This window comes from Rhizomicrobium sp., assembly GCA_037200045.1.
In the GTDB taxonomy this organism is placed as follows: domain Bacteria; phylum Pseudomonadota; class Alphaproteobacteria; order Micropepsales; family Micropepsaceae; genus Rhizomicrobium.
Genome location: JBBCHM010000002.1, coordinates 94,610 through 108,174 on the forward strand (window position 1 = coordinate 94,610; position 13,565 = coordinate 108,174).

Consider the following 13,565-nt stretch of genomic DNA (forward strand, 5'->3'; position numbering starts at 1 on the left):
TTCAGACGACTTTGTCCGCTCGGGCCGGCGGCACCGGGGGATCCTGCGAGGGGGATGCGTGGGCGTATTTAAGAAAATTGCGGCACAGGTAACGCCGGCGCTTGCGGCGGACGTCCTGGTGTTCACGCTTTTATCGGCGTCTCTGGAAGTCCTTTCGGTCTGGATATTGCGCAACCTCCTGCTGGCTTGCCTGAGCCAACCGAACCCCATCGCCAAGGCCTTGGCCGCACTGCCGCCGTTCCTCCCGGGAAACGGAGCCACCAATATCCTGCTGATGATGCTGGTGGGTACATTCCTGTTCATCCTGGTCAAGAACGCCGTTCTCGCCCTTCTTTGGCGCGCCACGCTTCGCAGCTTGGCGAGCGCGACGTCCAGCGCCGCCTGGCGCCTGTTCGAGCGCTATCTGCGCGCGCCATACGCAGTGCATGCGACGCGGTCGCTGTCGACGCTGCAGCACAATCTCAATCTGATCGGCAATCAGATCTTCGGCCGCCTCGTCTTTCCCTCGCTTCTCGCGCTCTCCGAGATCTTTGTGCTGACGGGCATCCTGATCTTTCTCCTGATCAAGGCGCCCACCGTCACGGTGCTTCTCGCGCTCTGGCTCGCCGGGACGATGGTTATTTTCCGCATTAAGTCCGCGCGCACTTCGCGCCTGGCCGGAAAGAATCGCGACACCGATTCGCAGCGGATCCTGCGCCTCACGCACGACTCCTTCGGGAGCTTCAAGTCGATCAAATTGTCGGCGAGCGAGGACTTCTTCGTCGAACTTTTCCGCCGCAACGTCTTCGCCCTCGCGCGCTATCTGGCCGACGATCGCCTGATGGTTCAGCTGCCGCGCTTCGTGTTCGAACCCGTGCTCATCGGCGGCTTGCTCGTGCTTTACCTGATCCTGATCGGGAGCCATGCAACGCAGGCGCGCACCCTGGCCGATCTCACGCTCTATGCCGCCGCCGCCGTGCGTCTCCTTCCCGCCGCCCAGCGCATCATCGGGCAACTTCACGTGCTGGCGTTCGACTATCCCGGCCTTGCCGCCATCGCGGCCGATTTCGAACAGCAGGTCGAGGTCCTGCCCGACCGTGCCCATGCGCCGGCCGGACCGCCCTTCGAGCACACGCTCGTCTTCGATCGTGTCGGCGTGGACTATTCGCGCGGCGCCCCGATATTGCACGACGTCTCGCTCCGGATCGGCCGCGGCGAAAAGATCGCGATCATCGGCAAGACGGGAGCGGGAAAGACCACGTTCCTGAACGTCATGCTGGGCGTGATCCGGCCGACCTCGGGCCGTATCCTGTTCGACGGCGTCGAAGTCGAGCCTCTCGTGCTGCTGCGCCAAAGCAGCGTCGCCTATGTTCAGCAGGATACGTTCCTGCTCGATGGCAGCGTCGCGGAAAACGTCGCTTTCGCGATCGCCGCCACGGAAATCGACTATCCGCGCGTATGGGAGGCGTTGCGCTGCGCGCATCTCGACAAGACCGTGCGCAAATTCCCCAACGGTCTGGACACCAGCATCGGCCAGAACGGCATCGCCCTGTCGGGCGGCGAAAGGCAGCGCCTGGCGCTGGCGCGCGCCTTCTATCAAAACCCCGCCATGCTGGTTCTCGACGAGGCGACATCGCAACTCGACGCGCCGACCGAGGACGCCATCCTGGCGGACCTGATGGAACGCAATCCCGATTTGACCCTCGTCATGGTGACCCACCGGATGTCCGCCACCCGGCACCTGGAACGTCGTTTCGCGGTCGAGCATGGCAGCGTCATCGAGGCGAGCCACGGTCAAACGGCTTGGGCCAACGCCGTCGCTTCGCACTAGATTCGATTGCAGGATGGGCCGCGCCTCCGTAGCATAATCTCGTGCGCGGCCTGGGGAGACGCGCTTCATGGGCAATTCGCGCGGAATTTCGGTTTTCGTTTCCACGACACCGTTCGCGGAGCACGACCGCACGCCGACACAATGGATGAACGCGGCCGGCTGGCGCGTTTGCGTGAACGACACGCGGCGCAAGCTGACCTCCCAGGAAGTCGCCGAGCGGGCGCGCGACTGCGAGGCCATCATTGCCGGCACCGAAGATCTCAACGCGCTCCTCGACGCCAACCGTCGCCTCAAGATCATCGCGCGTGTCGGCGTGGGCCTGGACTCGGTGCCGCTCGAACGGTGCCGCGAACGCAATATCGCGGTGGCCTATACGCCCGATGCGGTGACCCCCGCGGTGGCGGAATTCGCCGTCGGAGCCATGATCGCGGCCTGCCGCGATATCCCCGGAGCCGACAGGAACATGCGCGGTGGCGGCTGGCGCCGCACGCAGGGCATCCGCATCGGCGAATCCAGGATCGGAATCGTCGGGTTCGGACGGATCGGCAGCACGGTGGGACGGCTCCTGGCCGGCTTCGCGCCGGCGGCGCTTCTGGTCCATGACGTGCTCGACAAGCGGGCCGACATCGCGGCGCTCCCGGCCGGCGCCGCGGCCCGGCAGGCGAGCCTGAATGAGATATTGGAAACCTGTGATATCGTTTCGCTGCATGTGCCGTTGCGGCAATCGACGCGCGGCCTGATCGGCGCCAGGGAGTTGCGGCGCATGCGCGGCGGAAGCTATCTGATCAACACGGCGCGCGGCGGCATCGTCGACGAAGATGCGCTGTACGACGCGCTGCGGTCGGGCCATCTCGGCGGCGCCGCCGTGGATGTGTTCGGGCGCGAACCCTATACCGGGCCCTTGCGGGAACTCGACCGCGTGGTGCTGACGGCCCATATGGGATCCTGTTCCATCGATTGCCGTTCCAGGATGGAACGCGACGCCACGGCCGAAATCGTGCGGTTCTTCTCCGGCGACGCCCTGGCCTATCCGGTGCCCGACGACGAATACGCCAACCAAGCTTGAGACGATGACGCACGCAGAGCAGATCAGGACCGCGCTGACCGGAGGCCAGACGTCGATCGGCGGATGGATGCAAATCCCCGACGACGGCGTCGCCACCATCATGGGCGCGGCCGGCTTCGACTGGGTCGCGCTGGATCTGGAGCATGGTAGGTTTTCCGAGGCGCAACTGCCTTCGCTGTTCCGCGCTGTCGCTGCCCGCGGCACGGTCGCCCTGGCGCGGGTAGGCCAGGTGACGGCCTATGCGATCAAGGCCGCGCTCGACGGCGGCGCCTCCGGCGTGATCCTGCCGATGATCGAGACGGCGCAGATGCTTCGCGAGGCGATCGCCTGGGCGAATTATCCGCCGCGCGGCACCCGCGGCGTCGGATACGCGGCGGCGAACCTGTTCGGAAAGGAACTGCAGCGCGACCTCGACGGGACCGGCCCGCTCGTCGTGGCCCAGATCGAGCACGCGAAGGCCGTCGCGTGCATCGACGCGCTTCTCGAAACGCCTGGGCTCGATGCCGTGATGCTGGGCCCCTACGATCTGTCGGCGTCGCTCGGCGTGACGGGCGAGTTCGATCATCCGGAATTCCGCCGCGCCATGACGACCGTCGCCGCGGCCTGCCGCCGGCACGGCATTGCCTCGGGCGTGCACATCGTCCTGCCCGAACCGGAGCGCCTGCGCGCCGCCGTCGCGGAGGGGCACCGGTTCATTGCCTATGGAACCGACGCCGTCTTTCTCTGGAAAAGCGCCGTTCGCCCGGACATCGCCTGAGGTCATCGCAAGGATTTCACACGTGCGCGTCGCGGTATTCGGAGGCTCGGGATTTCTCGGCTCGCACGTCGCGGACGCGCTCAGCGCCGCGGGACATTCGGTGATCGTGTTCGACCGCGCGCCGTCGGAATGGCTGAGGCCCGACCAGGAGATGATGATCGGCGACATCCTCGACGGCGAGGCGGTGTCCCGGGCGGCCGAGGGTTGCGAGGCCGTCTTCAATTTCGCCGGCGTGGCGGATCTCGACGACGCCGACGCCGCGCCGGTGCGGTCGGCCACGATCAACATCATCGGCAATCTCAACGTCTGCGAGTCCTGCGTGCGCCACGGCGTGAACCGCTATGTGTTCGCGAGCTCGCTTTACGTCCACAGCCGCGTCGGCGGCGCCTACCGCTGCAGCAAGCGCGCCTGCGAGGACTACATCTTTCACTATCAGGCGACGCGCGGGCTTCGCTGCACGATCCTGCGCTACGGCTCGCTCTACGGTCCGCGGTCGGGGATGACGAACGGCATACATCGCTTCATCCATGAGGCGATGGCCAAGGGCCGCATCACCTACTTCGGAAACCCCAGGGCGCTGCGCGACTATATTCACGTCAGCGACGCCGCGCAGGCGAGCGTCGATATCCTGCACCCCCGGTTCGAGAACCGCAGCATCGTGCTTGCCGGCAGCCAGAGCGTCCGCGTCGCGGACCTGTTCCAGATGATCTCCGAGATCGTCGGCAAGCCGGTGGCGTTCGACTACGTCGCCGATAGCGGCGTTCCCCACTATGTCACGACGCCATATTCTTTCGATTCGCGGATCGGAATGAAATATGCGCCGCAGCTTCACATCGATCTCGGCCAGGGTCTGTTGATGAAGGTCGAAGAACTGTCGATCGATGCTTCGACCGTCGAGGAATAGCCGGTCGCGAGCGCTGCGCGTTTTCGCCGATGCATGCGGCAATAATTCCGTTTCGATCACGCTTCACGCGACAGCCGCCGCATTGCCGTTTTTGAAATCAGCCATGCCTATATCGCGTGCGTTTCGCCGCGTCTTCGGCGGCTCGCGGCGAAATGCCCCAACACGGGCGCGCACAGCTTCGCGCGAAATGCAGCCGACCGCCTTTTTTTGATCTATCACACGCCAGCATGTTACTACTGGATGCATCAAATGCGGCCACGGCCGGGGTGAACAGATCGGCCGGTCGAGTAACGCCGCCTATTCAACGGCTTATGGGGCGTGGCCGCCGCTCCGAAACATTCGGATCACGCGTCCCGCCGGAAAAGCTACGCAAAGCCCTCGCCGATTCCGGCGGCTGGAGGCAATTGGGTCGCCCAGGCGTGGCGGCGCCAGGATGCCGCGTGCCATAGGCAGCGCCGGAAGATCAACAGCCGGAATTTGCCGCAGGCATGGCGAGCGAATTCAGAGACAGACGCGGCACGAATCGTCGTTTAGATTGTTGACACTATCCGGTCTGAGCATTCGCTGGGCAGTCACGAGGGCTTCACAGCCACCGGCAAAAGTTAGTCCTTCGCTGACGGCGGACCGCAAGATATTGCATTAACCATCCGAATAGTCGAGAAAAAGAGCGCCGTGGGGCGCGGTGGGGACGCATGACGATTACATCAATGGCCGAACGCGCAGAGGCTGCTCATGCAGTGTCCTATCTGCGATCCAACTCGCACTGGACCTGTCTAGCCGGCCTCGCGTTCGCCGATGTTCTTGTCTTCACTTTGGCGAATATCATTTTCCGGATGGGGCGCGCCGTCCCCACCATCATCCTGGCCGGCGGACGGCCGTCATTCGACGGCGCCACGTCGATCGATGTCTTTGCGCTGATCGCCGTCGTGTTCATCGTGTTCCGCTATCTCTCGGGGGACTACAGCCGCCGGCAGCTGTTCTGGGACAATACGCGGCAGTCGACGGTCGCGCTGGCCATCGCCGCGCTGCCCGATCTGTTCCTGACGTCGTTGAATTTTCGCGTCTTCGCCGTCGCGAACATCGTCGCCAGCTGGATATTCCTCATCGTCGCCATTCCGCTCGGCCGGCAATTGGCGCGCAAGCTGCTGGCGAAGGCCGGCGTGTGGTACATCCCCACCGCCCTGATCGGCTCGAGCGCGCGCATCACGACGATCTACAACGCGCTGGCGCGGTCGCTTTCGCTTGGGTTCGAGGTCCGCTGGAGCGTGTCCGACGTCTGCAACGACACCGCGCACGACCTGCCGAAAGTCATCCGGTCGGGCACGATGGAGCCGCGCGAGATCGCCGAGCAGCTTTTGCGGGCGGAATGCGCCCAAGCGGTGGTCGCGACGGAGTCCAACAATTCGACGGAATACACCGAGGTGGTGCGCCGCCTGATGGAAGCGGGTATCGCGGTGGCGATCGTCCCGTCGTTCCAGCGCCTACCGCTGGTCGGGGCCACGACCAACTACTTCTTCGGCCACGACGTCCTGCTGCTGCAGGTGCGCAGCAATCTGCGCCGCTTCCCGCAGAAGCTCGAGAAGCGGGTATTCGACATCGTCGGCGCGCTCTCCCTGCTCATCCTGTTCTCGCCGCTGTTCCTCTTCATCGCGACGGCGATCAAGCGCCATGACGGCGGCCGGGTGACCTACAGCCAGAAGCGCGTCGGACAGAACGGCCAGACCTTTCGCATCATCAAGTTTCGCACCATGGCGCCCGACGCCGAGGAGCGCCTGCAAAAATGGCGGCGCGAGCAGCCGGAACTCTATGAAGAGTACGCCAAGACCTTCAAGCTGCGCGACGACCCGCGCATCACCGCGCCGGGCAAATGGCTGAGGAAGACCAGTCTCGACGAACTGCCGCAGCTCGTGAACGTGCTGCGCGGCGAAATGAGCCTGGTCGGCCCCAGGCCGGTCGTGGAGCAGGAACTGCGCGACTATTACGGATCGGCGGCGCAGCTCTACGTTCGCGTGCGGCCCGGCCTCACCGGCCTGTGGCAGGTCAGCGGACGCAGCGACACGAGCTATGAAGAGCGCGTGATCTTCGACGAATGGTATGTGCTCAACTGGTCGTTCTGGTACGACATCGTGATCCTCATCCAGACCGCCGGCATCATGCTGACCGGCCGGGGCGCCTACTAACCCGCCCCACCACCTGGCGAAGGAACCGCGATCAGGACGCCGTCGCCCGCAGGACGCTTTCGACAATGCGGTCCTGCGCCGCTTCGTCGAGATAGGGATGCATCGGCAGGCTGACGACCGTCCCGCTCAGATGCTCGCTGTTGGGCGTGGGCGCCGACGGATAGGCGGCGTAGCCCTTCTGCCGCGACAGCGGGATCGGATAATAGACGGCGGTCGGGATTCCTTCCGCCTTCAGCTCGCCCTGCAGCTTGGCGCGATCCGGCACCTGGATCGTGTACTGCGCCCAGGTCGATAGCGCGCCGTCGATGACATGCGGCACGCGAATCCTGTTGGAACGGGCCAGCGCGGCGTTGTAGCGCTTGGCGATCACATCGCGCGCCGCGATCTCGTCCGGAAATATCTTCAGCTTTTCGATCAGGACCGCGGCCTGGATGGTGTCGAGGCGCGAGTTCATGCCGATCCGGACGTTTTCGTAGCGATGGCTTCCCTCGCCATGGACCCGAATGGAGCGCAATAGCGCGGCCAGCGCGTCGTCGTCGGTGAACATCGCGCCGCCGTCACCATAGCAACCCAGCGGCTTGGCCGGGAAAAAGCTCGTGGTCGCGGCGTCGCCGATCGCGCCGGTACGCTTGCCGTCCAGCGTGGCGCCGAATGCCTGCGCCGTGTCGCACAGCATCTTGAGCCCATGGCGTTCGACGATCGGCGCCAGGATGCGATAGTCCGCGGGCTGGCCGAACAGATCGACCGGTATCACGACGCGCGGCGCCAGCTTGCCCTCGCGCTCGATCATCGCGACGGCCGCTTCGAGGCTGGCGGGATCCATGTTGTAGGTGTCGGCCAGCACGTCGACGAAGACCGGCGTGGCGCCGACCAGCGCCACGACCTCGGCGGTCGCCGCGAAGGTAAAGGCGGGAACGAACACCGCGTCGCCCGGCCCGATGTTCCAGGCGCGCAGCACGATGACGATCGCATCGGTGCCGTTGGCGCAGGCGACGCAGTGCTTCACGCCGGCGAACGCGGCGAGCTTCTGCTCCAGTTCCGCGACCTGGGGCCCCAGGACCCACTGCCCGCCCTCGACCGCGGCCATGATGGCGCGATTCAGAGGCTCGCCGAGACGTTTGCGCTGGGCCTGCAGGTCGATGAAGGCGATCGGTTCGGCCAAAGCTCACTCCACAAAGCCAAATATCGGGAGCCCGCCTTGTAGGCGGGCAAGCCGCGGCGGCGCGAGACAAAATATATTGCGGAATGCGTCAAGGCATCGCCGCAAGCAGGCGCGAACGAGCAATCGGAAACGCGCATGTCCGAACAGGCGGATGTCGACGTCCGTCACCGCTGTCGATGCGAGGGCAGACCGCCGACCGAACGGCAAGGCTAGACGTCGGCCTCGACGCGCATACGCAGGATCTTGTCCGGCGCGCCGCTGATCTGGCCGTTGTTGTGGTCGCCGCCCTTCTTGATCGCGTCGACGTGTTCCAAGCCTTCGACCACCTCGCCCCAGATCGAATATTGCCGGTCGAGCCAGGGCGCGTCGGCGAAGCAGATGAAGAACTGGCTGTTGGCGCTGTGGGGATTGTTGGTGCGCGCGGCGGAGACCGTGCCGCGCTTGTGCTTCTCGTTGGAGAATTCCGCCTTCAGGTCGGGTAGGTCCGAGCCGCCCGAGCCGGTGCCGGTCGGATCGCCGGTCTGCGCCATGAAATCCGGGATGACGCGGTGGAAGACGACGCCGTCGTAGAAGCCCTTGCGGGTCAGCTCCTTGATGCGGGCGACATGGCCGGGCGCCAGGTCGGGCCTGAGCGCGATCACGACCGGGCCGGTCTTCAATTCCATGATCAGGGTATTTTCCTTGTCGCGGGCCATCAGCGTTTTGCCTGTTCCTTGCAGCGTTTCACGAGAAGCTCGGCCACGTGCGGGCTGGTGAAGGCCCTCACGTCGCCGCCGAGCATGGCGATTTCCTTGACCAGCCGCGAGGCGATCGCCTGGTTCCGCGGATCGGCCATGAGAAAGACGGTTTCGATGTCCTGCGCCAGGCGCTGGTTCATCGCCGCCATCTGGAATTCGTATTCGAAGTCCGACACGGCCCGAAGGCCGCGCACGATCACGGTGGCTCCGACCTCGCGGGCGAATTCGACCTGCAGCTTGTCGCTGAACGGAACCACGTCGATCGTGGAGCCGTCCTTGGTCATGTTCTGGGCCTCGTGGCGCCACATCGCCACGCGTTCGTCCAGCGAGAAGAGCGGCGCCTTGCCGGTGCCGGTCGCCAGGCCGATCACCAGCCGGTCGACCAGCTTCAGCGCGCGCTTGACGATGTCCAGATGGCCGAGCGTGACCGGATCGAAGGTGCCCGGATAAAGGCCGACGCGGAAACGCCGCGCGATATCGTTCTTGCCCACCTCAGCCACGTCACTCGCCCCCTTCGCCCGAGACGTCCTCGATCCGTTCGACCGAGACGACGCGCTCGCCCTCGTCCACGCGGAACACGGTGACGCCGCCCGATCCCCGGCCCTGGACGCTGATCGACGACACCGGCACGCGGATCGTCTGGCCCTGGTTGGAGATCAGCATCAGATCGTCGCTCTCCTCGACCGGGAAGCCGGCGACGATGGCGGTGTTCTTCTTCATCGCCCAGATGCCCTGCGCGCCGCGGCCCATGACGCGGTACTCGTAGGAACTGGTGCGCTTGCCGAAGCCGCTTTCGGATACGGCCAGGACGAATTGCTCGCGCGCGCCGAGTTCGGAATAGCGTTCCGTAGTGAGCGCGATTTCTTCCCGGCTCTCCTCGCTGTCCTCGGCATCCTCGATGGGCGCGTCGGTGTCGCCGTCATCGCCCAGCGCGGCCCGCCGCGCGGCGCGCGACTGCTTCAGATAGGCGGCGGCCTCGGCCGGCGTGATGTCGGTATGGCGCAGCAGCGCGAGGCTCACGACCTCGTCGCTCGGCGCCAGCTTGATGCCGCGCACGCCCGTGGAGGCCCTGCTCGCGAAGACGCGCAGGTCCGACATGCCGAAGCGGATGCACTTGCCGTTGTGGGTGGTCAGCAGAACGTCGTCGCCGTCGGTGCAGGTCTGCACGCCGACGATCCCGTCGCCCGGTTCCAGCTTCATGGCGATCTTGCCGTTGCGGTTGATGCTGGCGAAATCCGACAGCTCGTTGCGCCGCACGTCGCCGGACTTGGTGGCGAACACGATGTTGAGCTTGTCCCACTGGGTCTCGTCTTCCGGCAGCGGCAGGATGGTGGTGATGCGTTCGCCTTCCGCCAGCGGCAAGAGATTCACCATCGCCTTGCCCTTGCCCTGGATGCGGGCCTCCGGCAGGCGCCAGACCTTCAGCTTGTAGGCCATGCCGGTGGAGGAGAAGAACACCAGCCAGGCATGGGTGCTGGCCACGAACAGGGAGGTGACGAAATCCTCCTCCCGCGTCGCCATGCCGGAGCGGCCCTTGCCGCCGCGGCCCTGCACGCGATACTCGTCGAGCGGCGTGCGCTTGATGTAGCCGCCATGGGTGACCGTGACCGCGACGTCCTCGCGCTCGATCAGCGCCTCGTCCTCGACCTCGACGTCGGCATCGACCAGCTCGGTCTTGCGCGGCGTGGCGAATTCCTCGCGGATGGCCCGAAGCTCGTTCCGCACGATCTCCAGCACGCGCGGACGCGAGCGCAGGATGTCGAGATAGTCGGCGATCGCTTCGGCGAGCTTTTTCACTTCGTCGCCGATCTCGTCGCGTCCCAGCGCCGTCAGGCGCTGCAGGCGCAGGTCGAGGATGGCCTTGGCCTGCTCTTCCGACAGCCGGATCGTGCCGTCTTCCTGGATGAGATGGCGCGGATCGGCGATCAGCTTGATGAGCGGCTCGACGTCCATCGCCGGCCAGTTGCGCGCCATCAACTGCTCGCGCGCCGTCGCGGCGTCGGCGGCGCCGCGGATCAGCGCGATGACCTCGTCGATATTGGCGACGGCGATGGCGAGGCCGACCAAGTGTGGCCGCGGTCGCGCGCCTTGCCGAGCTGGAAGCGCGTGCGCCGGGTCACGACTTCCTCGCGGAGGCGGTGAAGGCGCCGATCATCGCCTTGAGGTTCATCAGCTCCGGACGGCCGCCGTTCAGCGCCAGCATGTTGACGCCGAAGGTCGTCTGCAGTTCGGAGAAGCGGTAGAGCTGGTTCAGCACGACTTCCGAGGACGCATCGCGCTTGAGCTCGATCACGACCCGCATGCCGTGGCGGTCGCTTTCGTCGCGGATGTCGCTGACGCCTTCGACGCGCTTGTCGCGGACCAGTTCGCCGATCTTCTCCTGCAGTCGCGCCTTGTTCACCTGATAGGGCAGCTCGGTGACGATGATCGCCTCGCGGTCCTTGCGCAGCTCCTCGACATGGCAGCGCGCGCGCATCAGCAGCGAGCCGCGGCCGCGCGCCAGCGCGGCGCGGGCGTTCTGCTTGCCGATCAGCAGCGCACCGGTCGGGAAATCCGGTCCCGGCACGATTTCCGTCAACTCCTCCAGGCCGATCGACGGATCGTCGAGGAATTTGAGGCAGGCGTCGATCACCTCGCCCAGATTGTGCGGCGGGATATTGGTCGCCATGCCGACCGCGATGCCGCCGGCGCCGTTGACGAGGATGTTGGGAAACCGCGCCGGAAGGACGGTCGGCTCGCGCTCGGACGAATCGTAATTGTCCTTCCACTCGACCGTGTCCTGCTCGATGTCCTCGGTGAGCTGGTGCGCGATCTTGGAGCGGCGCACCTCGGTGTAGCGCATCTGGGCCGCGAATCGCCGTCGACCGAGCCGAAATTGCCCTGCCCGTCGATCAGCGGGACCCGCATCGAAAAGTCCTGCGCCATGCGCACCAGCGCGTCGTAGATCGACTGGTCGCCGTGCGGATGGTACTTGCCGATCACATCGCCGACGACGCGCGCGGATTTGCGGTACGGCTTGTTCCAGTCATAGCCGTTCTCGTGCATCGAAAAGAGGATGCGCCGGTGCACCGGCTTCAGCCCGTCGCGCACGTCGGGCAGCGCGCGCTGCACGATGACGCTCATCGCATAGTCGAGATAGGAGCGTTTCAGCTCCTCCTCGATCGCGATCGGGTTGATGTTGGAGCCGCCCGGCTGCGCGCCGCTTGGCGGGACTGTATCGCTCAAAAACCGGTTCCTTGACGAGGGGACCTGAAGGGTCCCACTCCTGGGGCGCTAGGTAGCATTTGCGCCGCGATTCGGCTAGGAAAACCTCGCCCCTGCGCGCCCGAAATTTCCCTTACGCGATAGGCACTTAAGGACCGTTGGCCCGCTCATTTCCGCAAAGCCCCGCTCGCGGCGCGTCCAGCCGATTGCGGCGACCAAGGACCAAGCGCCGACGCCTTCACGCCCCGACCGACGACGTGCGCGACGCGGCGCCAAAGCCAGGATGGAATGCGCATCAGCGGATAGAGGATGTACAGAGGCCGCGGCAGCCTTATGCGGCTGAAATCGGTCCAGCCGATCGATTTCGACTGCAATTCCGCGAACCAGGCGCCGGGCGTGGGCGCGAGCAGGAAATGCGAGATCTGGATCGTCAGATCGCCCTCCGGCCTGTCCTCGGTCTGGCGCATCCTGTCGTCGCCGGCCATGGCGTGAAGCGCGATTGCGACGAGCCAGCGCGTGGATCGGTCCGACCGAAGCTCGTCGGCCAGGGCCGGCGCGAGCGGCAATTTCAGCAGGCGCTCGCACAGGAGCAGCGCTTGCGCCGCCGCCCGGCCGACCTTGGCCGCTTGCGCCGACCGATAGAGGCGCTCCACGTCCCGCGGCGGCATGGGGGCGAGCCAGGCCGCGAGGGTCGGCGAGCCATTTGAGCCGCGACCAGCCATGGCGCGCGCCGTGGAGACAAAGATAGGCAAAGAGATCCTCGTCGCCGAGGGTGCTGATGGCCTGTCCGGCCGAGACCGCCACGCGGCGCGAGGGCGAGAGTCGCGAAAGCTGGGAAGGGTTTCGCGACAACCGCCAATGCAGTTCCACAAACAGGCCCCGGCCAGGATGCCGCCACACGCACTCATGGGCGAAGGACGACCATTCCAGGAATTGCCGGTCGTCGACGCTTTCGTCGGGACTCTCGCGGACATAGCCGGCCTCTCGCAGCAGCGCCGCAGCGGAAAAGATGTCGGCATGATCCACCAGGATATCGATGTCCCAGGAATGCTTGATGCCGATATTGCCATAGGCGAGGATCGCCAGCGCCGTGCCCTTGACGAAGGTAAGCTCGATACCGGCCGCGTCGAAAAGCTGCTGCAGGCGAAGGGATTCGGCGGCTTGCAGCAGGCTGAGGCGGGTATTGGCCGTGGCGCTTGCGTTCAAGGCGGATTTGATCGACTCCGGAACGGCCTGTTGAACGCCTCTCAGGCCGTCGGCGACCAGCCCCTCGACTCGCTGACGGTTCGAGATCCGACAAGCTTCGGCCAATCGATGCCGGCGGACATCGTTTGCGCGATCGCATCCGCCCGCCTCGGCGAAGGCGGCCAGATGCAGCATGCGGCGACCAGACGGAATTCGGCCGAAAGCGAGGTCGTCCTGCGCCATCTATGGCGGCTCCCCGTTCCATCCCCTGGCGGCACGCGCGCGCAACGGCGTTGGCCATGGTTTACCGGTTAATGGCCTCCCCGCTTGCGCATGCTCCGGCTCACGATCAGGGAGGATCATCGTGTCATGCAGCATCAGCGGGCACAACGGAAGCGTGATTGCCGCCTGTCGGTTCCGACCCGGTTCGGAAACAAAACTGTACAAAAGTCCCCAAAGTTGCCCTAGGGGCACACCCGCTATCGCCAGGCCTGCTAGACTTTTGCAGTGCGTCAAATGGGGAATGACATGGGGAACCGACCGATAAAACGCGTCATGAT

Annotated in this window: 12 protein-coding genes; 6 read left to right on the top strand and 6 right to left on the bottom strand. The window is 65.3% G+C overall.

Annotated features, from left to right (window positions below; genetic code table 11):
* Positions 1-58 precede the first annotated feature (58 nt).
* The 5 genes from WDM86_15750 (at position 59) to wbaP (ending at position 6,717) form a co-directional block, all read left to right on the top strand.
* Positions 59-1,810 (top strand): ABC transporter ATP-binding protein, encoded by a 1,752-nt coding sequence (locus tag WDM86_15750; GenBank protein MEI9991484.1) that lies wholly within the window; start codon positions 59-61, stop codon positions 1,808-1,810.
* Between the two features lie 67 nt (positions 1,811-1,877).
* Positions 1,878-2,876: a phosphoglycerate dehydrogenase gene (locus tag WDM86_15755; protein ID MEI9991485.1), complete on the top strand. Its 999-nt coding sequence runs from the start codon at positions 1,878-1,880 to the stop codon at positions 2,874-2,876.
* 4 nt (positions 2,877-2,880) lie between these two features.
* Positions 2,881-3,633 (top strand): aldolase/citrate lyase family protein, encoded by a 753-nt coding sequence (locus WDM86_15760; protein MEI9991486.1) that lies wholly within the window; start codon positions 2,881-2,883, stop codon positions 3,631-3,633.
* Positions 3,634-3,655: 22 nt separating this feature from the next.
* On the top strand, positions 3,656-4,537 hold the full coding sequence (locus WDM86_15765; protein MEI9991487.1) for an NAD(P)-dependent oxidoreductase: 882 nt from the start codon (positions 3,656-3,658) through the stop codon (positions 4,535-4,537).
* Between the two features lie 707 nt (positions 4,538-5,244).
* Entirely contained in the window at positions 5,245-6,717 is a 1,473-nt protein-coding gene (wbaP, locus tag WDM86_15770; GenBank protein MEI9991488.1) for an undecaprenyl-phosphate galactose phosphotransferase WbaP, read from the top strand.
* Positions 6,718-6,748: 31 nt separating this feature from the next.
* Here wbaP and WDM86_15775 read toward each other — a convergent pair whose 3' ends face one another.
* The 6 genes from WDM86_15775 to WDM86_15800 all read right to left on the bottom strand — a co-directional run bounded on the left by WDM86_15775 (position 6,749) and on the right by WDM86_15800 (position 12,542).
* A complete protein-coding gene (locus WDM86_15775; GenBank protein MEI9991489.1) occupies positions 6,749-7,879 on the bottom strand; it encodes a DegT/DnrJ/EryC1/StrS family aminotransferase in 1,131 nt (376 codons plus the stop codon).
* A 209-nt stretch (positions 7,880-8,088) separates the two neighbouring features.
* Entirely contained in the window at positions 8,089-8,574 is a 486-nt protein-coding gene (locus WDM86_15780; GenBank protein ID MEI9991490.1) for a peptidylprolyl isomerase, read from the bottom strand.
* Entirely contained in the window at positions 8,574-9,116 is a 543-nt protein-coding gene (coaD, locus tag WDM86_15785; protein ID MEI9991491.1) for a pantetheine-phosphate adenylyltransferase, read from the bottom strand. The genes WDM86_15780 and coaD overlap by 1 nt, the downstream gene beginning before the upstream one ends.
* Position 9,117: 1 nt before the next feature.
* Positions 9,118-10,683, bottom strand: a complete 1,566-nt coding sequence (locus WDM86_15790; GenBank protein MEI9991492.1) for a DNA gyrase C-terminal beta-propeller domain-containing protein — start codon at positions 10,681-10,683, stop codon at positions 9,118-9,120.
* Positions 10,684-10,732: 49 nt separating this feature from the next.
* A complete protein-coding gene (locus WDM86_15795) occupies positions 10,733-11,641 on the bottom strand; it encodes a DNA gyrase subunit A (protein MEI9991493.1) in 909 nt (302 codons plus the stop codon).
* A gap of 346 nt (positions 11,642-11,987) precedes the next feature.
* Positions 11,988-12,542 (bottom strand): hypothetical protein, encoded by a 555-nt coding sequence (locus tag WDM86_15800; GenBank protein MEI9991494.1) that lies wholly within the window; start codon positions 12,540-12,542, stop codon positions 11,988-11,990.
* Between WDM86_15800 and WDM86_15805 the strand changes: the two genes are divergently transcribed.
* Positions 12,541-13,320 (top strand): hypothetical protein, encoded by a 780-nt coding sequence (locus WDM86_15805; GenBank protein MEI9991495.1) that lies wholly within the window; start codon positions 12,541-12,543, stop codon positions 13,318-13,320. The genes WDM86_15800 and WDM86_15805 overlap by 2 nt on opposite strands.
* Positions 13,321-13,565 lie beyond the last annotated feature (245 nt).